Raw genomic sequence first — 21,170 nt, 5'->3', positions numbered from 1 at the left:
GTAGCCAAACACCTTATCTTACATGGAAAAAATAGGGAACTATCGCTGGACTATTTGCGGTCTAGTTTTTTTTGCAACCACCATCAACTACCTCGACCGGCAGGTAATTAGCCTTCTAAAATCTACTTTATCAGAAGAGCTTAATTGGAATGATGCCGACTATGCTAACATCGAAATCGCTTTTAAACTTTTTTATGCTTTCGGGATGCTGGGAGCTGGTCGATTGGTCGATAAACTAGGCACCAAAATTGGCTATGCTGTAGCCACTACTTTATGGAGTGTGGCAGCGGTAGCGCACGCATTAGTAAGTTCAGTGTTTGGTTTTGCGGTAGTTCGCTCAGCCTTAGGAATCACCGAAGCTGGAAATTTTCCTGCCGCTATCAAAACAGTAGCAGAGTGGTTTCCTAAAAAAGAACGTGCTTTCGCCACGGGGATTTTCAATTCTGGTACTAACTTTGGGGCAATCGTTGCTCCGCTTTCGGTTCCCTTCATTGCCGCCGAAATGGGCTGGCAATGGGCCTTTATTATTACTGGTATGTTGGGTTTTATATGGCTAGTGCTATGGCTTATGTTTTATGAAACCCCCGCCAAAAGTCCCAAACTTTCAAAAGCTGAATACGACTACATTCACTCTGATGCAGCCGAAGTAGAAGCCGACAAAAACGACGTAAACAAACCTCAAGTATCGTGGTTCAAATTGTTGAGTTTCAAACAAACTTGGGCCTTTGCTTTAGGCAAACTTCTCACTGACCCTATTTGGTGGTTTTACCTATTTTGGTTGCCCGATTTCTTGCAGAGCCAATATAAGCTATCTGGTACCGAAATCGCCATACCAGTAGCGCTTGTTTATACTTTATCTACTTTTGGTAGTGTAGCGGGTGGGTATCTTCCCATGTATCTCATCAAAATTGGCTGGCCAGTGTTTAGAGCCCGCAAAACCTCCATGCTTATCTATGCCTTATGTGTTTCGCCTATTGTTTTTGCACAGATTCTTGGTGGAGTCAACATGTGGCTTGCCGTATGCGTAATTGGGTTTGCAGCAGCGGCTCACCAAGCTTGGAGTGCTAATATTTTCACTACCGTTTCTGATATGTTTCCCAAATACACCACTGCGTCTGTAACGGGTATCGGCGGGATGTTTGGTGCATTAGGCGGTATTTTATTGTCGGCTTTGGTACAAAAAAATATGTTTGTATACTATCGTTCTATCAACCAAATTGAAACGGCTTATTATATCATGTTTTTTGTTTGCGGAGCAGCTTATGTATTGGCATGGTTTATCATGCACCTCTTAGTACCTAAGATGAAACAAGTTGACCTATAATCTCAATAAATGATGAAAAAGGTATTGATTTTTTTGTTTGCGATTCAGCTTTCGGCCTTTAGTGCATTTGCCCAGTCAAAAGAAGAAGCTGCCGTAGCCGCCGCTGTCGAAACTCTTCGCAAAGCCCTTGTTGATGCCGACAAAGCGGCCTTGGAAAACATCGCCGCTGATGCTCTTGACTATGCCCACTCCAATGGCAAGATAGAAGACAAAGCCGAGTTTGTAAGAGCAATCGTAAGCGGTGAATCTGACTTTGTGGCTATAGATATTACTGACCAAAAAATCACCATGTCAGGTAATGCCGCTATAGTTCGCCACAAATTGAGTGCTACTACCAACAACAAAGGACAAGCACCTGGCTCAGTAAAACTGGCGGTTTTGCAAGTTTGGCAAAAACAAAAAGGCGGCTGGAAACTCCTCGCTCGCCAAGCTGTGAGAATTTAACAAAATTAGTACCCTTCTACCAGAAAGCCCGTTGAGCAATGCCCAACGGGCTTTCTTACTATAAAATCTATTTACAGTATTATATCCCACTTTTTACGCCCTTCAACCTGCCTAAATTTTAAAATATAATCACTATCCGAAATAAAAACAAGGTACTAAGTAAGTATTTATCCAACCGTAAAACCTATTTTTGTCCTGAAAATCAATCTTTCTTTCAACCCACTTGAATCCTATGAAGACCGTAGATTCGTACAATTTTGCAGGCAAACGTGCCCTTGTGCGCGTTGACTTCAATGTTCCTCTTAATGAAAAATTCGAAATCACCGACGACACGCGCATCCAAGCTACCCTCCCAACTATTCGCAAAATCTTAGCCGATGGGGGTTCTTGTATCCTGATGTCGCACCTCGGACGTCCCAAAGACGGACCTACCGAAAAATATTCCCTCAAACACTTAGTCAATCCTCTTTCGGTCATTTTAGGAATTCCTGTTAAGTTTGCAGATGACTGCATCGGCGAATCTGCTGCCGAACAAGCGGCGGCTCTTAAGCCAGGCGAAGTATTGTTGTTGGAAAACCTCCGTTTTTATAAACAAGAAGAAAAAGGTGACGTCGCTTTTGCCGAAAAACTCTCAAAACTTGGAGATGTGTGGGTCAATGACGCCTTCGGAACCGCTCACCGCGCTCATGCTTCTACTGCCGTGATAGGTCAGTTTTTTGAAGATCGTATCTGTGGCTACGTAATGCAAGCCGAAATCGACAATGCGCAACGTGTGCTTGAGCACGCCGAGCGTCCTTTTACGGCCATCATGGGTGGAGCCAAAATTTCTGATAAAATCCTTATCATCGAACGCCTCCTCGACAAAGTAGACAACCTCATCATTGGTGGCGGAATGACTTATACTTTTACCAAAGCGCAAGGTGGAAGCATCGGCAAATCGCTATTGGAAGCTGACAAACAAGATTTAGCTCTTGAAATTTTGGAAAAAGCAAAAGCGAAAGGAGTTAATATCATTATGCCAGTTGATAACGTTTGCGCTGATGCTTTCTCCAACGATGCCAATCGTCAAATCGTGGCTACAGGCGAAATTCCCGACGGCTGGGAAGGGTTAGATATTGGTCCCGAAAGCGTCAAACTATTTGAGGAAGTGGTTCGTAATTCCAAAACCATTTTGTGGAATGGCCCTATGGGTGTATTTGAGTTCCCTAACTTTGCCATAGGTACCAATGCTATTGTAGAAGCAGTGGTTGCAGCTACTGAGCAAAATGGTGCCTTTTCTCTTATTGGTGGTGGTGACTCTGCCTCTGCTATCAACAATGCCGGCTTTGGCGACCGTGTAAGCTATGTTTCGACGGGTGGTGGTGCCCTTCTCGAATACATGGAAGGCAAAGTGCTTCCAGGTGTAGCTGCACTCGACTAAAATTTAGATAACAAAAAAAAGGGCGCTTAGGCGCCCTTTTTTAATACGACTTCTTTCTCCTCATTTTTACTCACTGTCGTATTTTTCGATAACTCTCAAAATATCCTCTTCTTTTGAGAGTTTAAGTTTTTCGTCTTTGATAAAGGTATCAAGCTCTTTTTGTTTATCACCTAGCGCTTCCAACAATGTTTTTTTATCTTTTTTCAAACGAGTTATTACGCCATTTTTTACCAAATATAAAGCATCTTCTTTCACAAAACGCTTGATAGTCGTGGCTGAATTGTAGGGTTTTTCGGTTTGGATACGCGCAGATAGACGCTTAAGTAACTTCACTTTGCCATCATAAAGCACATGGTAAAACTGACGTTCGGTTTGGTTTTCTATGGGTGGAAAACCATTTCTAAAAACACCGTCTCCTGTCGCAAATTCCGTGATTTCTTTGCCAAATCGATACTTTTTTTGATTTTCTTCGTATTCAAGTTCGTCTTTGTAAGTATCATAACGCATCTTGGCCAATTCATACGTTTTTCCATTTTGCTTTGATTTCACGGTTCCTCTTGACCATTCTTCATTCAAATAAGGCGAACCCTCAATTTCGACGTACGAAGTTTCGAATATCGGACGGCCATTAATATCTTGTAAAAACATACTTTGGGCATGAATCTCTAAACTTCCAAAAATCAATCCTGCACAGAGTAATGACTTTTTAATGATGCGTTGTACTTTTGTTGACATAATCAAAGGTTTTATGGTAATCGTTTTATTGTCAAATTAAGCAAGAAAACTACAGAACCTCTAACTTACAAAATTCCCAAACATTGCGACTCAAAGACCATCTCTATCACGTTATTCAAAGTATGCCCGAATTTTTGCCAGAAATATGGCTAGCGGGGGCTTTTCTCCTCATTCTTTTGTGTGAGATTATTTTCAAAAGGAGAGTTCCTTCTATCCCTTTTCTGTTGAGGGTGTTAACGTTTGGATTTGGCTTGGTAGCACTTGTTTTGGTATTTCAACAATGGAACGCCACAAACGGCTATTTATTTCATCATTTACTGTATCTCGACAACAAAGCCGTTTTTTTTAAATTTGTCATCATTACGGCCTTACTGCTCGTATTGATTCACATTCATATTTCTAAAACTTATCTTCCTGCCGAATTTTATAGTATTGTATTGGCTATCACACTTGGCCTTTGCTTGATGACGATGTCGGTCAATGGCCTCAGTGTTTATTTGTCTTTAGAATTGGTTTCGATTGGTTCTTATTTGATTGCGGCTTTTGGGTCTGAAAAAAAATCAAGCGAAGGAGCACTCAAATACTTACTGTTTGGGGCGATTAGTTCGGCACTTATGCTTTATGGCTTGTCGTTTTTATACGGAATGACCGGCACACTAGACTTTACAAGTCCGCATTTTAGCCGCCAATTATTTCAAAATCCCTCCGCGGTATTAGGCATCGTCAGTTTTTTGACCCTTGCGGGTGTGTTGTTCAAACTGTCGTTGGTTCCTTTTCACGTTTGGACACCTGATATGTACGAAGCAGCACCTACGCCCATTGTAGCGTTTCTTTCTACGGCTCCCAAAGCCGCTGCTCTACTGGTCTTAATGCGTCTAATGAGTGCCTTGCCTAGTGACCTACAAAAACTGACCGCCTTATTGTCTTTGATTAGCATTTTGGTAGGAAATCTTTCGGCACTTTGGCAAAACAACCTCAAACGCCTTCTTGCTTACTCGGGTATTGCCCAAGCAGGTTTTATGCTGGTAGGGATTGTAGCACTCAACCAAAGCGGATTTGAAAGTGCTAGTTTTTATGTGGCGATTTATGTATTGATGAATATCGCTTCCTTCATCTTGATTGATTTATTAGCAAGTAAGGAGACAGATTTGGCTTCATTAGCAGGAAAAGGGAGCCAAGAGCCTTTACTTGGGGTATGTTTTACTATCCTTATGATAGCTTTGGTAGGCTTGCCTCCCACCGCCGGATTCACGGCCAAACTACTTGTATTTTCGGCTTTGTGGGAATCATGGCAAGCTACTGGCGCTACCTTACTCATTGTGTTGCTAATTGTGGGCTTACTCAATGCCATCATTTCACTTTTTTATTATTTCAAGATTCCTTTTTACCTCTATTTCCGAACAGCTACTGACAAGACCTATACTCCTATTACTATCTATCAAAAAGCGTTTGTGTTTTTCCTCACACTTCTTATAGTAGTTTTATTCCTCAAAGCAGACTGGCTTATAGGCTGGGTTAGGGCAATTGGGTAATTTTTATGAGAAGGGGCAGGCCTTGCGTCTGCCCACCCCCAAAAAGGGCAGACGCAAGGCCTGCCCCTACGGGAATTTGTTTAAATGGATTAGCGTCTTCGACGCTCAATAATCCATTATACAGTTTAAGGTTAGATAGACGAAACCGTACTTTAGCAAGCCCGATTTTGGAGTCGGGCTTGTTCTTTTATAAAGAAAATTTAATTTAAACCAAGAAAATTACTAGTACAAATACCTAAGACTCAATAAACAGTATGCTTCACGAATAATTTTGCTCCTAAGAGAACAACCGATGATTCATCCCGTTATATTTGCCAAGTTTTTTTTAAAACTTACTGACAAGCCACGTTTTACAGGAAAAATTTGATGTTTTTTTAATTTAATATATGCTTCTTACTAAAGCGTTTTAGTAGACAATTTTTTTCATGGAACAAGGTCACGGTCAGTTAGACAAAGTCACAGGGGCTGGGCTATTGGTAGCTCTTGGAATCGTATATGGCGATATTGGAACTTCTCCCCTTTATGTAATGCAGGCTATCATTGGCAAGTCTCGCATCAACGAAGAAGTAGTACTGGGGGCACTCTCGTGCGTGTTTTGGACCCTTACGCTTCAAACTACCATCAAGTATGTCATCCTCATTTTACGCGCCGACAACCGTGGTGAAGGTGGTACACTGGCCTTATTTGCCCTAGTACGCCGTCATGCCAAATGGCTTACAATACCTACAATGATAGGGGGAGCGGCATTGCTTGCAGATGGGATTATTTGTCCACCCATTTCGGTCTCCTCAGCCATTGAAGGTCTAGAACTATTGTACCCTAAGATTCAGACAGTTCCGATTGTCTTGGTCATTTTGAGTGTTTTATTTATAATTCAAGTCTTTGGTACTAAAGTAGTGGGAGGAGCTTTCGGGCCTATCATGCTGGTGTGGTTTTCAACCTTAGGTGTTCTCGGTCTCTCGCACGTAGCCGACAATCTACTTGTATTCAAAGCTCTAAACCCCTATTACGCTTATCAATTACTAGCAGAGCACCCAGGGGGATTTGCTTTGTTAGGGGCGGTTTTTTTGTGTACTACAGGAGCAGAAGCGCTATATTCTGACCTTGGTCACTGTGGAAGGGGAAACATTCGAATGAGCTGGATTTTTGTTAAGTCTTGTTTATTACTCAATTATTTTGGGCAAGCAGCTTGGCTTATGCAGCATGATGGCCAATTTCTCAATGGTCGTAAGCCTTTTTATGAATTGATGCCCGATTGGTTTTTGTTGCCCGGTATTGCTATCGCTACCATGGCTGCTATTATTGCCAGTCAAGCTTTGATTACGGGGTCGTTTACATTGGTAAGTGAAGCGATTCGTTTAAATTTTTGGCCAAAAATCAAACTCAAATACCCTTCCGACCAAAAGGGGCAGCTCTACGTTCCAAGTATTAATTTACTCCTATTTATTGGATGTGTAGCAGTAGTATTGTACTTCAAACGCTCCACCAACATGGAAGCGGCCTATGGACTAGCTATTACGCTCACCATGCTTGTAGATACCCTTTTGATGGCTTATTTCTTATATACTCACCGCAGCAATATGTGGTTGGTTATTATGTTTTTGGTAGTGTATTTTGCCGTTGAGGGGGCTTTTATGTTGGCCAACCTTGAAAAATTCTCTCACGGAGGGTGGGTATCACTTTTGATATGCGTTATTTTGGCAGGAGTGATGTTTATATGGTTGAAAGCGGGCGAAATCAAAGCACAACTTACTGAATACACTAAACTCTCCACCTATATTGATCCGCTCAAAGAGCTCAGCCGCGATGCAAGTATTCCGAAATACGCCACTCATTTGGTATTTATGTCAAACGCCTCTCGTACAAGTGAGGTAGAATCCAAAATCATTTATTCCATTTTTGAGAAAAGACCAAAAAGAGCTGATATTTATTGGTTTGTACACGTGGATACCACCGACGAGCCCTATACCATGCAATATAAAGTGGATGTCATTGAGCCAGATGATGTCATCAAAGTCACTTTCAAACTAGGATTCCGAATCGAGCAACGTATCAATCTATACCTCAAGAGAGTGATTGAAGATATGGTTAAAAATAAAGAGGTAGACATTACAAGTCGATACGAATCCTTAAACAAACACAACGTAATCGGTGATTTCCGTTTTGTTGTTTTGGAGAAATTTCTTTCGTTTGAAAACGAATTACCCATTTTTGAACAGCTTATTATGAAAGCCTATTTCTTCATTAAAGGATTTACAACCAGTGAAGATAAATGGTTTGGATTAGACAGTAGTGCCGTAAAAATCGAAAAAGTACCTCTCATTATCCGAGCCGTGGACCGCGTCAAGTTACAACGCATCTACGGGTAAATTTTAAATTCATGGAAAATAATGCCCACCATGCCCCTACCAACAAGGTGTCGGCGGCAGGTCTGTTGATTGCCTTAGGAATCATCTATGGAGATATTGGCACCTCTCCGCTCTACGTGATGAAAGCCGTCACGGGTACTACGAAACCTATCATCGAAAACGAAATCTTAGGGGCTTTATCGTTGGTGTTTTGGACACTTACTTTACAAACCACTATCAAGTACGTCATTCTTATTTTACGAGCCGACAACCGCGGCGAAGGTGGGATTTTTGCCTTGTATGCCTTAGTGCGCCGTCATGCCAAATGGATTACTGTTCCGGCTATGATTGGAGGTGCGGCTTTATTGGCCGATGGCATCATTACTCCCCCTATCTCAGTTTCGTCGGCAGTGGAAGGTTTGCAGATTATTTATCCTAACCTACAAACCATTCCCATTGTCATTGCTATTTTATCAGGCCTTTTTCTCATACAAGCCTTCGGAACAAGCGCCGTTGGGCGAGCTTTCGGGCCTATTATGTTTTTATGGTTTTTGATGTTGGCAATTTTGGGAATCAGCCACATCGGTGATGCCCCCCAAATTCTCAAATGTTTCAATCCCTATTATGGTTATTGGTTATTGTTCGAATATCCCGAAGGTTTCTGGATTTTAGGAGCGGTATTTTTGTGTACTACAGGAGCCGAAGCTCTTTATTCTGACCTTGGTCACTGTGGGAGAGGCAATATTCGAGTAAGTTGGGTATTTGTCAAATCTGCCCTTTTTCTCAATTATTTGGGTCAAGGTGCTTATCTACTCACCTTAGTAGGGCAGCCACTAGGAAGCCGCAATCCTTTCTACGATTTGATGCCTGATTGGTTTTTATTGCCCGGAATCGCCATTGCAACTCTTGCGGCGATTATTGCCAGTCAAGCCTTGATTACAGGTTCGTTTACGTTGGTAAGTGAAGCGATTCGTCTCAACTTTTGGCCCAAAGTACGGCTTCGCTATCCTAGCTTACAAAAAGGACAGCTGTATGTACCGAGCGTCAATTGGCTGCTGTGGCTAGGCTGTATTGGAGTAGTTCTTTATTTCAAAGAATCTTCTCATATGGAAGCAGCCTATGGCTTGGCCATTACGCTTACTATGCTCATGACTACCCTGCTGATGTCGTATTATTTATATGCCAAGCGCTACTATCCCTGGGGAATTGTGTTGTTTTTAGTGGTTTATTTGACCATTGAATTGTCGTTTTTAGTAGCCAATCTTATCAAATTTACCCATGGTGGGTGGGTATCGTTGATTATTGGAGGGGCCATTGTAACGCTCATGATTATTTGGTACAATGCTTCTCATATCAAACAACAATTGACTGAATATGTCAAATTAGACAAATATTTAGAGCCCCTCAAAGAACTCAGTCGCGACAATTCTATCCCCAAGTATACTACTCATTTGGTGTTTATGTCCAATGCCTCACGGGTCAGCGAAATCGAATCTAAGGTGATTTACTCTATCTTTCAAAAACGCCCCAAACGCGCTGATGTATATTGGTTTGTACACGTAGATACCACCGACGACCCCTATGCAATGGAGTATAAAGTAAATGTACTCGAACCCGACGATGTCATCAAAGTCAATTTTTATTTAGGCTTCCGTGTCGAACAAAAAATCAATCTCTATCTCCGTAAAGTGATTGAGGAAATGGTCAAAAACAAAGAAGTGGATATTACGAGCCGATATGAATCGCTTGGTAAACAAAACGTAGTGGGCGATTTCCGATTTGTGGTACTCGAAAAGTTTTTATCTTACGAAAACGAATTACCTTTGTTCGAGCAAATCATCATGCAGTCTTATTTCTTTATCAAGCAGTTTACAACAAGCGAAGATAAATGGTTTGGGTTGGATGCTAGTGCTGTCAAAATTGAGAAAGTACCTCTCTTGATTCAGCCCGCCGAAAATGTTGTTCTTAAAAGAAGATATAATTAATATTCCATGAAAATTCTTATTACCGGCGGAGCCGGCTTTGTTGGCTCCTCATTAGCTATTTCTCTTAAAACTAACTATCCCACCTACGAGATTTTTTGTTTAGACAATCTCAAACGCAAAGGTTCAGAGCTCAATGTCAGCAGGCTTATGCAGCTCGGAATCAATTTTGTGCATGGTGATATCCGTAACAAAGAAGACTTTGATTCTCTTCCTAAAGTTGATAAAATTATTGAAGCATCGGCTGAGCCTTCCGTTTTGGCAGGATTAGACGGCACGCCTGACTATCTCATCAATACCAACCTCTTCGGGACGGTCAATTGCCTCAACTATGCTCTCAAACACCGCGCTGATTTTATCTTTTTATCAACCAGCCGCGTGTATCCAATCAAAACCATCGAAACGCTCAATTTCGTAGAAACTGAAACTCGCTTTGCACTTACCGACGCGCAACCTGTGGCAGGTGTATCGTCCAAAGGCATTTCAGAAGCCTTTCCACTCGACGGTGCCCGTTCGCTCTACGGAACTACCAAACTTGCCTCAGAGCTGTTGATTCAAGAATACAATGAGTTTTATGGCTTACGTACAGTAGTCAATCGCTGCGGAGTGATTACGGGGCCTTGGCAGATGGGCAAAGTAGATCAAGGAGTGATGGTACTTTGGATAGCCAAACACTATTGGGAGCAGCAATTGGGGTATTTTGGATATGGTGGCACTGGCAAACAAACCCGTGATATGCTTCACATCGCCGACTTGTATCGTTTGATTGATTGGCAACTTCATAACTTAGACAAAGTCAATGGAGAAATTTTGAATGCAGGTGGAGGAGTCGAAAGCAGTACATCGTTGCAAGAATTAACCAAAATATGCCAAGAAGTAACTGGCAAAACAATCCCTATCAAGCAAGTGCCAGAAACACGCACAGCTGATATTCGTCTTTATATTACAGACAATACCAAAGTAACAAATCTTACAGGCTGGGCGCCCCAAATCGGAGTTCGTCAGATTGTAGAGGACATTACACTATGGCTCGACCAAAATAATGCTGCTCTAGCACCTATATTGAAATAAATGTTATGAATTAAGGGGATATATCACCATTATGTTTTTTATCATCCCCTTAATACCAACTCTTAAATCATCATACCAATGCACATTCAAGTTCGGCACGCTACCAATCCTACAGATTTCAAAAGTTATGATACCCACCGTATTAGGGAAGAATTTTTGATGGAAAAGCTTTTCGTTCCTGACCAATTCCACTTTGTATATTCACATTATGATCGTATGATCGTGGGAGGTATCAAACCCGTGGGGCAATTGCACAAACTCCCAGTTTATGAAGAACTGAAATCGGATTATTTCTTAGAACGACGCGAGCTAGGGATACTTAACGTAGGTGGGGACGGCTTTGTGATGGTAGGTGAAGAACTATATACCCTCCAAAAGCGAGATTGTTTGTACATTGGAAAAGGCAACAAAACTGTTTCTTTCAAAAGCTTAGATGCAGAGTTTCCCGCAAAATTCATCCTTATCTCTACACCTGCCCATCGAAACGTGCCTACGGCCCTTTTGAAAGCCGCTGATGCTATGCCTGTAGATATGGGAACCCCCGAAAATGCCAACACCCGCACCATATACAAGTACATTCATGCCGACGGGCTCGAAAGCTGTCAGTTAGTAATGGGAATGACCGCCATGAAATATAGCAGTGTGTGGAATACCATGCCTCCCCACATACACGATCGCCGTTCTGAAATTTATGTGTATTTTGACATGGATGAAGACCAGCGTATTTTCCATTTTATGGGTGCGCCAGAAGAGACACGTCATATCGTAGTGGCCAACGAACAAGCTATCATTTCGCCTCCTTGGTCGATTCACTCAGGTGCCGGAACTACCAGTTATTCGTTCTTGTGGGCCATGGCAGGAGAGAACTATAGTTTTACGGATATGGACTTCCTGACTATGAATGAATTAAAGTAATTTTTCAAAAAAACTGACAATAATTCTTGATTTTTCAAAAAAAAAGACACAGTTTAGACTTACAATCGTTGAAGGTAAACTTCACATGATGAGATAGCGGTCTGGGTTTGACAGGCCGCTATTTTTCCCTTTTTGATGTCACAAATACGATTGCAAATCAATGTTTAACTAAAACTGTGCGTAATTATGAGACTGCAAATGCACGCAATCCACTTCGACGCAGATCCAAAACTGCTCGCATTCATTCAGAAAAAACTCGAAAAACTCGAAACATTTTATGACCGAATAACCAGTGGAGAAGTCTTTCTTCGATTAGACAAAAGTGAAAGTAGTAAAATCAAGAATAAAATTTTAGAAGTAAAAATCAATGTGCCAAACGCAGAGTTGTTTGTAAAAGAAAACGCTACTTCATTTGAAGAAGCTACCGACTCGGCAGTAGAAGCATTGAAAATCCAACTCAAAAAATACAAAGCAAAACGCCAAGGCGTAGAAAATCAAACAATAAGAGGCGTCACAAATAATGGCGAGGTAGAAGAAGAGATTGAAATTGACGAAATCTAAAACAAACTACCACTAAAAAAGGCGAATACGTATAATGTATTCGCCTTTTTTGTGAAAAATATATCTAATCTTCCTTAAATTTGAGATAGGATTACCTCTCATCATCAAACACCTAGCTCCGTATGAAAAAATCGTTACTTTTTCTATCTCTTTTTTTACTACCATCTCTTTATTTATTAGCCCAAATTCAAAAAGCCCCAAATCGTGCAGAAGGCGATGGCCCGCACAATCGGCTCATCATTAGAGGCGTCACTATCATCAATAGTACTGGCTCCCCCCCAATCGGGCCAATGGATATTTTAGTCGAAAAAAATCGCATCGTACAGATTCGTCAAGCAGGTTATCCGGGCGTCCCTGCCGATCCTAAAAATGGCATCAAGGCCAATGCCGGCGACAAAGAGCTCAATTGCCAAGGCATGTATCTTATGCCTGGTTTTGTAGATATGCACGGTCACATTGGCGGAGTACAGCAAGGAGCAAATGCCGAATACGTATTTAAACTCTGGATGGCACATGGAGTCACTACTGTACGCGACCCAGCCTGTGGTAATGGATTGGATTGGGTACTTGACCAAAAAGAAAAAAGTGCTAAAAATCTTATCACAGCGCCACGCATCAAAGCCTATACAGTATTTGGACAAGGAGCGAAAGACTTTATTAGCACTCCTGAACAAGCCCGCGAATGGGTACGACAAAACGCCCAAAAAGGAGCCGACGGAATCAAATTTTTTGGCGCCGAACCTAATGTATTCAAAGCCGCTCTGGAAGAAAACAAAAAACTGGGTCTAGGCTCAGCCGCTCACCATGCCCAAACAGAAGTAGGCCGTATGAATGCCCTCGCCACCGCCCAAGCAGGATTGACGAGTATGGAACACTGGTATGGACTTCCTGAAGCGCTGTTTGATGACAAGACTCTCCAAAACTACCCTACCGACTATAATTACAACAACGAGCAAAATCGATTTGAGGAAGCTGGGAAACTATGGAAACAAGCGGCCAAGCCTTATTCAGACAAATGGAATCAGGTAATGAACGACATGATAAAACTTGATTTTACGATTGACCCCACTTTCAATATTTATGAAGCCAACCGCGAACTAATGCTCGCTCGCCGTGCCGAATGGCACGACGAATACACCCTGCCTTCGCTGTGGCGTTTTTATGGCCCAAGTCGCATTTCTCACGGCTCTTACTGGCACAATTGGGGCACAGAGCAAGAAGTAGCTTGGAAAGAAAACTATCGTCTCTGGATGAGTTTTATTAATGAATACAAAAATAGAGGAGGGCGTGTGACGGCAGGCTCTGACTCAGGTTTTATTTATCAATTATACGGTTTTGCCTACATCCGCGAGTTAGAGCTTCTTCGCGAAGCGGGTTTTCATCCAATGGAAGTCATTCGTGCTGCTACTCTCAAAGGCGCTGAAGCTTTAGGGATGGACAAAGAAATCGGTTCGGTAGAAGTAGGCAAACTAGCCGATTTTGTCATCACCGAAGAAAATCCCCTTGCAAACCTTAAAGTTTTGTATGGTACAGGTGCTATTCGTCTCAACGATAAAAACGAAGTTGTGAGAGTAGGTGGAGTCAAATATACTGTCAAAGACGGAGTCGTTTATGACGCTAAAAAACTTTTGGCCGATGTACGTAAAATCGTAGCAGAAGCTAAAAAGCAAGAAAACTTTGAAATCACCCAGCCAGGAATGCCCGCTAAGACTGGAAAAGTATCTGGAAGCAATTAGAACGCCCAGAAGTTAGGAAGAATTCTTAACTTTGCAGCAACAACTAGGCACTCCGTTGTTAGTATAAAGCTCAACAATGGAGTGCTTTCTTACAGAAACCGATTAATTCAAACCAATGCTAACCGAACGCGTCAAAGCCATATACCAAGAAATTGAGCAATTTGCTGTCACCAACAAAGAGCAATTAGAACAATACCGCCAACGATTTGTGGGTCGTAAAGGTGTAGTAGAAGCCCTTTTTGAAGGTCTCAAAGACATTCCAAAAGAAGATAGACGCGCTGTGGGGCAAGAATTAAACACACTCAAAAATTTTGCTAACGACCGTTTCTCGGCTCTTCAAGCAGATTTTGAAGCAAACGATAGTGGTAGCAGCGGCCCTTCTGTAGACCTTACTTTACCGATTGTTCCCAATCAGCTCGGCAGCATACACCCTCTCACTTTAGCGCGTGCCAAAATCATCGAAATCTTTGAACGAATGGGCTTTAGTGTAGCCGACGGGCCAGAGATTGAATCCGATTGGTATAATTTCACGGCGCTTAATTTTCCCGAAAATCACCCTGCTCGCGAAATGCAGGACACCTTTTTTGTGGCCAAAAACGCCGAAGACCCCACTCAAGACATGCTCCTGCGTACTCACACATCCAATGTTCAAATACGGATGATGGAACGCCAGAAGCCACCTATCAGGGCTATAATGCCCGGTAGAGTATATCGTAATGAAGCTATCTCAGCAAGGGCTCACTGCTTTTTTCATCAAGTAGAAGGCCTTTATATTGACAAAAACGTAAGCTTCAAAGACTTGAAAGACACGCTTTATCATTTTTCCAAAGAGATGTTTGATAAGGACGTAAAAATCCGACTGCGTCCTTCGTTTTTTCCATTTACAGAGCCTAGTGCTGAAATCGATATTTGGTTGGGTACTGATACCGAAGAAACCTATCGCCTTTCCAAAGGTACCGGCTGGGTCGAAATCGCCGGTAGTGGTATGGTAGACCCCAATGTACTGGCCAATTGCGGCATTGACCCCGAAGAGTATACGGGTTTTGCCTTCGGAATGGGTATTGAGCGCATCGCTCAGTTACGCTATGGCGTGCGTGATTTACGTCTTTATTCCGAAAATGATGTACGTTTCTTAAGACAATTTGAGGGTGTTTAATAGCAACTATTAATGAGTACAGAAAACCTCAGTCACGAAGCTCATGCCAACTGGTACGAGAAAGTATACGCTGGCACCGACGCCCAGCAAAAAGCAATCTCTGATTGGAAAGCCCAGAAAATCAATCCAACGATTGGGTCGTGGATGCACCAAAGACTCAATGAACTTGCTACTCCTCTATTAGAACCCAAAAAAAGCTGGCTTACGGTGGGAGATGGATATGGATTTGATGCTAATTTTTTTCACGAAAAAGGCCTAAATGTGACGGCTACGGATATTTCTGATACTTTTTTGCCTCTTTCCAAAGCGCACGGAATCATCGAAAATTATTCGGTAGAAAACGCCGAAAAATTAAGCTTTGAAGACAATTCCTTTGATTACGTATTTTGTAAAGAGGCATACCATCATTTTCCTCGACCTTATTTGGCTGTTTATGAGATGATTCGGGTAGCCCGCGAAGCCGTAGTGATTGTGGAGCCTCACGACCCTATCTCCAAAATGCCTCTTTTACTTGCCCTGCGCAATATATTGGACCGTTTTGATACTACCCTTTTGCAACGATACTGGAAAAACCGCTACTCGTTTGAAGAAGTTGGCAATTATGTATTTAAACTTTCAGAACGCGAAATGGACAAACTTGCCAATGGTATTGGGCTGCCAGGAGTTGCTTTTAAAGGGATAAACAACAATTACTTTTCTCCCAAAACCGTAGCCGAACCCGCTACGGATGCTTCAGTAGCTTTCCAGAAAATCAAGCGTAAACTCGCTTTTCATAATTTTCTCACCAGACTGAGCCTCATGCCTACTCACGTACTTTGTGCGGTGATATTCAAAAAACTCCCTTCGCCCACTACCCGTCAGAAAATGGAAGAGGCCGGTTTTCATGTACATGTCTTTCCTCCAAATCCTTATTTGAAGAAATAGATTTAAAGACAATTGAATCTGTAGCGTTTAGAATCCTCCTCCAATCCATTGTTCATCATCAAAATCTCCTTCAATGTGTCCCGATTTAGAGACAAACAATGGACGAGCTTTGACAGGACGCTCTGGTTTGACAGTCATGAAATTGCGGTATTGTTCATCTGAAATTACTTCCAACGTCAATGCTCTTTTCAAAACCACAAAAAAAGGAACTCTGAAGAAATCTGCAATATCCATGGCCAATGAAGGGGATATTTTGGTGATGCCCCGATGAAAAAAACTCTGAACTTCGTTTTCAGGAAGCAAAGCATCAAATATCAACTTTTCAGCTCTTTGATATAATACATCTACTTTGGGATAAGCCATGTATAACCCCAAAGAAGCCACAAGAAGTGAAGTGTAATAGTATCTCTCATGCTCATCGGCACGAGCATTGATAAATACCCATCCTTTGTCTTGATAGAGCGCAGAGAATCCCACAAATTCGGTTTCGAGCCGGTGCAATTGAGCCACTTTCACCGTTTCAGGATAAGATAACCTACGTCCCAGCTGACGAATAATATCTTGCCCCGACGACACATCGGCTACCTCTCCCGCAGGTTCGAGTAGCCATTCTTCATTTAACAAAGCTTGGAAAAGCTCCTCTCCTTGGCGTTGAGCCGTGATTTGGCCTAGATGCAATAAAGTTCGGTTTTGTAATCGAAAATCAATTGCAAACTGATTGACAGGTTGTTTTTTCTTACCCATTTTACCCTAAAAGCTTGAGTATAAGACAAAAGTAAATAAAAACTTCAAGTAAATATGCAGATTTAAAGAAGATTTAAGACAGCTCCCAAGCATGATTTCTTACAAAAATCTTCTACAAGCCTCCAATATGGCGAATAGCTTTGCAGGAACTGCTATCTTTGTAACATTCATTTTCTAATAGACCAATCATGACAGAACAACACAAAACCGTTCCTCTTCACAATTTACATCAAACTTTAGGGGCAAAGATGGTACCCTTTGCTGGATTTATGATGCCCGTACGCTATTCGTCTGATTTAGAAGAACATCACTGTGTTCGGAATGGAGTGGGGGTTTTTGACGTTTCGCACATGGGAGAATTTATTTTAAAAGGTCCCAAAGCACTTGACCTTATCCAGCGAGTATCTGCTAATGATGCCTCGGTGTTGGTAGACGGCAAAATTCAGTATAGCTACTTGCCCAACTATGAAGGAGGAGCCGTAGATGACTTATTAGTGTATCGTATCGACGCCGAAGAGTATTTTTTGGTCGTCAATGCCTCCAATATAGAGAAGGATTGGAATTGGATTGAAAAACACAATACCGAAGGTGTACTGATGATTAATGCTTCTGACGACCTTTGCCTTTTTGCGGTACAAGGTCCCAAAGCAGCCGAAGCTTTGCAAAAACTAACGCCTATCAACCTGTCGGAAATGGAATACTACACTTTCCAAAAAGGGAATTTCGCAGGATTGTCAGATATTATCATTTCTGCTACAGGCTATACGGGTGCGGGAGGTTTTGAGTTGTACATCCCCAAGCACCAAGCTCTTCATGTATGGCATCATATCTTCGAAGCAGGCAAATCTTTTGATATAAAACCGATTGGTCTTGGAGCGCGTGATACACTGCGCTTGGAAATGGGCTATTGCTTGTATGGCAATGATATAGACGATGTCACCTCTCCACTCGAAGCTGGGCTAGGATGGGTTACGAAGTTTACCAAAAACTTCACTAACTCCGACGCTCTTCTCCAACAAAAACAAGCAGGGCTTCAACGCAAACTAGTAGGTTTTGAAATGATTGATAGGGGGATTCCTCGGAGTCATTATGAACTATGTGATGCCGAAGGCAATACCATGGGCCATGTGACTTCTGGCACTCAATCCCCTACTTTGTCTAAAGGTATAGGACTAGGATATGTTCCTACTGCGCATAGCAAAGTTGGAAGTGAAATTTTCGTAAAAGTCCGCGATAGACTACTAAAAGCACAAGTAGTAAAACTCCCTTTTGTGAAGCCTACTGTATAAACACAAACTTATGAAATCGATTGACGTCTGTTTAACACCTGATTTATTACATCTTCATAAGATTGATAATAGTATTGTAGTTGTTACCGATATTTTTCGCGCTACTTCTTGTATGGTCACTGGATTAGCGTATGGGGTGGGCAGTATTACACCTGTAGCTACAGTCGAAGAATGTTACACCCTTCAGCAAAAAGGATACATCGCTGCTGCCGAACGTAACGCCATGAAGGTAGAAGGATTTGACCTTGACAACTCCCCTTTTAGCTATATGGACGACCAACTGATCGGGGCTAATATCGCTATGACGACTACCAATGGTACACTTTCTATCACCAAAGCTAAATCCTCCGCGGTAAAAGTACTCATAGGTGCCTTTCTTAATCTAGGGGCAGTGGCCAATTATCTACAAGCACAGCCTTACGATATACTCGTGCTTTGTGCAGGCTGGAAAGGCCGTGTCAATTTAGAAGATACTTTGTTTGCGGGTGCTTTGGTCGAAGCCCTCAAAGAAGATTATATCATCGCCGAAGACAGTGCTTTGATGGCTATGAGAGCGTATCAACAAGCTCAAAATGATTTGATTGGCTATGTATCAAACTCCTCGCATGTGCGTCGATTACAACGGCTAGGCATTCAGAAAGACATCGCATATTGTCTACAAAAAGACTTGTATGATGTAGTGCCCGTATTAAGAGGGAGTACCTTAGTCAATTTGTAACAACCGTACTTTTTGAGTCATCCTGAATTTAGAGGATTCAAAAAACCTTCTGATTTGTGTTTGAGTAGGTACAAACTCTCAAATATAAACAGAAGGTTTTTTTATGCTTATCGTGTAGGTATCTTTGATTATCTATTCAATCCAGCTTATGTTTGACTTCTCCGAAGTCATTTGTTTTTTGTGGAGACTTGTTAGCTACAAACTGTGAGCTTTTATCTAGCACTTTTTGTATGCTGGGGCAACTCATGTTTGTTTACATTCGTTCTGGCACTCCAATACCCATCAAATCGAGCGATTTTTTGATAGTATCTCCTACTGCTTTTGAGAGCAAAATTCTGAAATACTTCAAGGCTTCCTCAGGTTCATTCAATACCGATACTTCGGCCCATAAGTGATTGTATAGTTTGGCCAATTCATAGACATACTGTGAAATCAAAGCGGGCGAATAATCACGCGCAGCATCGGCTACTTTGCTTGGAAAATCGGCCAAATGGAAAATTATCTCTTGTTCTATTTTTGCCAACGAAACCACCGAAGCAGCTTTCACAAGTTCAATATTTTGCTGGTCTGCTTTGCGCATCACCGACCGAATCCGAACGTAAGTATATTGAATAAAAGGCCCAGTATGCCCTTGAAAATCAACCGATTCTTCTGGATTAAAGAGCATCCGTTTCTTTGGGTCTACTTTCAATAAGAAATATTTTAAGGCCCCTAAAGCAAGCGTATGATAAAGCTGTTGGGCTTCTTCGCTATTAAAATCTTCAATTTTTCCCAACTCACGAGTGCGAGTTTCGGCGGTAGAAGCCATCTCTTGAATCAAATCATCGGCATCTACCACCGTACCCTCACGAGATTTCATTTTACCAGTAGGCAAGTCTACCATTCCATAGCTTAGGTGATGACAACCCTCAGCATATGTACGCCCCAAACGCTTCAAGATTGCAAACAAAACTTGAAAATGATAGTCCTGTTCATTGCCCACTACCCAAATCGATTTATCGTTGTGAAAGTCTTGGAATTTGAGATCAGTAGTGCCTAAGTCCTGCGTCATGTACACCGAAGTACCATCCCCTCTTAGTACGAGTTTTTGGTCAAGGCCTTCTGCTGTTAAATCAATCCAGACGGAATTGTCGTCTTTGCGAAAGAAAACGCCCTTCTCTAACCCCTCTTCGACTACATCTTTACCCAACAAATAAGTATTTGATTCGTAGTAAGTTTTGTCGAAACTCACCCCTATCTTTTGATAAGTATCATTAAAACCAGCGTATACCCATTCGTTCATCTGCTTCCAAAGTGCCACTGTCTCAGAATCTCCCTGCTCCCACTTACGCAACAACTCTTGGGCTTCTATCATCCAAGGTGCTTTTTTCTCAGCTTCTTCTTTGGAAATACCCTCAGCAACTAAAGCCTCAATCTGACGTTTATATTCTTTGTCAAACAATACATAATACTTTCCAATCAAATGGTCGCCTTTGATTCCTGAGCTTTGGGGCGTCTCTCCTTCGCCTAGTTTTGCATAAGCCAACATCGACTTGCAAATATGAATACCGCGGTCGTTGACCAAGCAAGCTTTTACTACTTCATATCCACTGGCTTTTAGGATACGAGATACCGAATCTCCCAAGAAATTGTTTCTTAAATGCCCTAAGTGAAGCGGCTTATTGGTATTTGGGGAAGAAAATTCAACCATTACAGACTTACCATTGGCGGGCCAAAAACCAAAATCAGCATCAAGGGCAAGTTCGTTGAGGGCTTTTACCCAAGCTTCGTCCGCAATACTCAAGTTCAAAAAACCTTGCACTACATTAAAACTACTTACAATACCCGATTTTTCAAGTAAATATTGCCCAATAGCATTCCCAATTTCGACAGGAGGTTTTCTTAAACTTTTGGTATAAGGGAAGGTTACAAATGTATAAAAACCCTCAAAGTCTTTTTTGGTAGGCTGAAGAGCTATCTGGTTTTCTTCAACGTTATAGATTTCCTTTAAAGCATTTTGGATATGCTCCTGAATGATTGCTTCTAATTGCATGATAAATAAGTTAACTATCTAACTATGAGTCAGTAAAGAAAGAAAAAAACAGAGTTGGCTGTTTTTTAGTTAAAAAGATAAATCCTTCTTTAATAAATTTGGCAAAAGTACTTCAATTTCGGGAAGCAATTAACAATTTAACAGTATTTTCGTAACTTCACATTCTTACTGGGAATAAAGAAGATTGGAGATTAAAAATGGTGACTCTTCTCTCGGAGTGAGACCAGCTTAAAGTTAAA

The 21,170-nt window shown here is 41.7% G+C and carries 17 protein-coding genes; 14 read left to right on the top strand and 3 right to left on the bottom strand.

Features of this window, described 5'->3' with window-relative positions; translation table 11 throughout:
* Window positions 1–22: 22 nt before the first annotated feature.
* The 3 genes from P1X15_RS01755 (at window position 23) to P1X15_RS01745 (ending at window position 3,188) form a co-directional block, all read left to right on the top strand.
* A complete protein-coding gene (locus tag P1X15_RS01755; RefSeq protein ID WP_028667429.1) occupies window positions 23–1,324 on the top strand; it encodes an MFS transporter in 1,302 nt (433 codons plus the stop codon).
* A gap of 9 nt (window positions 1,325–1,333) precedes the next feature.
* On the top strand, window positions 1,334–1,768 hold the full coding sequence (locus P1X15_RS01750; protein ID WP_277336418.1) for a nuclear transport factor 2 family protein: 435 nt from the start codon (window positions 1,334–1,336) through the stop codon (window positions 1,766–1,768).
* A 232-nt stretch (window positions 1,769–2,000) separates the two neighbouring features.
* Window positions 2,001–3,188, top strand: a complete 1,188-nt coding sequence (locus P1X15_RS01745) for a phosphoglycerate kinase (RefSeq protein ID WP_277336417.1) — start codon at window positions 2,001–2,003, stop codon at window positions 3,186–3,188.
* 66 nt (window positions 3,189–3,254) lie between these two features.
* On the opposite strand, the gene P1X15_RS01740 is transcribed toward P1X15_RS01745, so the two are convergent.
* On the bottom strand, window positions 3,255–3,923 hold the full coding sequence (locus P1X15_RS01740; protein WP_277336416.1) for a hypothetical protein: 669 nt from the start codon (window positions 3,921–3,923) through the stop codon (window positions 3,255–3,257).
* An 83-nt stretch (window positions 3,924–4,006) separates the two neighbouring features.
* On the opposite strand from P1X15_RS01740, the gene P1X15_RS01735 reads away from it, so the two are divergent.
* From P1X15_RS01735 to P1X15_RS01695, 9 genes are all read left to right on the top strand, one after another.
* Window positions 4,007–5,455 (top strand): NADH-quinone oxidoreductase subunit N, encoded by a 1,449-nt coding sequence (locus P1X15_RS01735; RefSeq protein WP_277336415.1) that lies wholly within the window; start codon window positions 4,007–4,009, stop codon window positions 5,453–5,455.
* 425 nt (window positions 5,456–5,880) lie between these two features.
* Window positions 5,881–7,824: a KUP/HAK/KT family potassium transporter gene (locus P1X15_RS01730; protein WP_277336414.1), complete on the top strand. Its 1,944-nt coding sequence runs from the start codon at window positions 5,881–5,883 to the stop codon at window positions 7,822–7,824.
* A gap of 11 nt (window positions 7,825–7,835) precedes the next feature.
* Complete coding sequence (locus P1X15_RS01725) at window positions 7,836–9,788, top strand: KUP/HAK/KT family potassium transporter (protein ID WP_277336413.1); 1,953 nt, start codon at window positions 7,836–7,838, stop codon at window positions 9,786–9,788.
* A gap of 6 nt (window positions 9,789–9,794) precedes the next feature.
* Complete coding sequence (locus P1X15_RS01720) at window positions 9,795–10,856, top strand: NAD-dependent epimerase/dehydratase family protein (RefSeq protein WP_277336412.1); 1,062 nt, start codon at window positions 9,795–9,797, stop codon at window positions 10,854–10,856.
* Window positions 10,857–10,934: 78 nt separating this feature from the next.
* Entirely contained in the window at window positions 10,935–11,771 is an 837-nt protein-coding gene (gene kduI, locus P1X15_RS01715) for a 5-dehydro-4-deoxy-D-glucuronate isomerase (RefSeq protein ID WP_277336411.1), read from the top strand.
* Between the two features lie 186 nt (window positions 11,772–11,957).
* Window positions 11,958–12,332, top strand: coding sequence for a ribosome hibernation-promoting factor, HPF/YfiA family (gene hpf / locus P1X15_RS01710; protein WP_277336410.1), 375 nt, complete (start codon window positions 11,958–11,960; stop codon window positions 12,330–12,332).
* Window positions 12,333–12,454: 122 nt separating this feature from the next.
* Window positions 12,455–14,068: an amidohydrolase family protein gene (locus P1X15_RS01705; RefSeq protein WP_277336409.1), complete on the top strand. Its 1,614-nt coding sequence runs from the start codon at window positions 12,455–12,457 to the stop codon at window positions 14,066–14,068.
* Window positions 14,069–14,183: 115 nt separating this feature from the next.
* Window positions 14,184–15,224, top strand: coding sequence for a phenylalanine--tRNA ligase subunit alpha (pheS, locus tag P1X15_RS01700; RefSeq protein ID WP_277336408.1), 1,041 nt, complete (start codon window positions 14,184–14,186; stop codon window positions 15,222–15,224).
* A 12-nt stretch (window positions 15,225–15,236) separates the two neighbouring features.
* Window positions 15,237–16,148 (top strand): class I SAM-dependent methyltransferase, encoded by a 912-nt coding sequence (locus tag P1X15_RS01695; protein WP_277336407.1) that lies wholly within the window; start codon window positions 15,237–15,239, stop codon window positions 16,146–16,148.
* 27 nt (window positions 16,149–16,175) lie between these two features.
* Here P1X15_RS01695 and P1X15_RS01690 read toward each other — a convergent pair whose 3' ends face one another.
* A complete protein-coding gene (locus tag P1X15_RS01690) occupies window positions 16,176–16,892 on the bottom strand; it encodes a hypothetical protein (protein WP_277336406.1) in 717 nt (238 codons plus the stop codon).
* Between the two features lie 188 nt (window positions 16,893–17,080).
* On the opposite strand from P1X15_RS01690, the gene gcvT reads away from it, so the two are divergent.
* Both gcvT and P1X15_RS01680 read left to right on the top strand, forming a co-directional pair.
* Entirely contained in the window at window positions 17,081–18,181 is a 1,101-nt protein-coding gene (gene gcvT / locus P1X15_RS01685; protein WP_277336405.1) for a glycine cleavage system aminomethyltransferase GcvT, read from the top strand.
* Between the two features lie 10 nt (window positions 18,182–18,191).
* Window positions 18,192–18,899: a 2-phosphosulfolactate phosphatase gene (locus tag P1X15_RS01680; protein ID WP_277336404.1), complete on the top strand. Its 708-nt coding sequence runs from the start codon at window positions 18,192–18,194 to the stop codon at window positions 18,897–18,899.
* A 253-nt stretch (window positions 18,900–19,152) separates the two neighbouring features.
* Here the strand turns inward: P1X15_RS01680 and argS are convergent, their stop codons facing one another.
* Window positions 19,153–20,931 (bottom strand): arginine--tRNA ligase, encoded by a 1,779-nt coding sequence (argS, locus tag P1X15_RS01675; protein ID WP_277336403.1) that lies wholly within the window; start codon window positions 20,929–20,931, stop codon window positions 19,153–19,155.
* Window positions 20,932–21,170 lie beyond the last annotated feature (239 nt).

Source organism: Runella sp. MFBS21, assembly GCF_029433105.1.
GTDB lineage: Bacteria > Bacteroidota > Bacteroidia > Cytophagales > Spirosomataceae > Runella.
The sequence above is the reverse complement of the archived record's forward strand: the minus strand, read 5'-3'. Positions and strand labels throughout refer to the sequence as shown.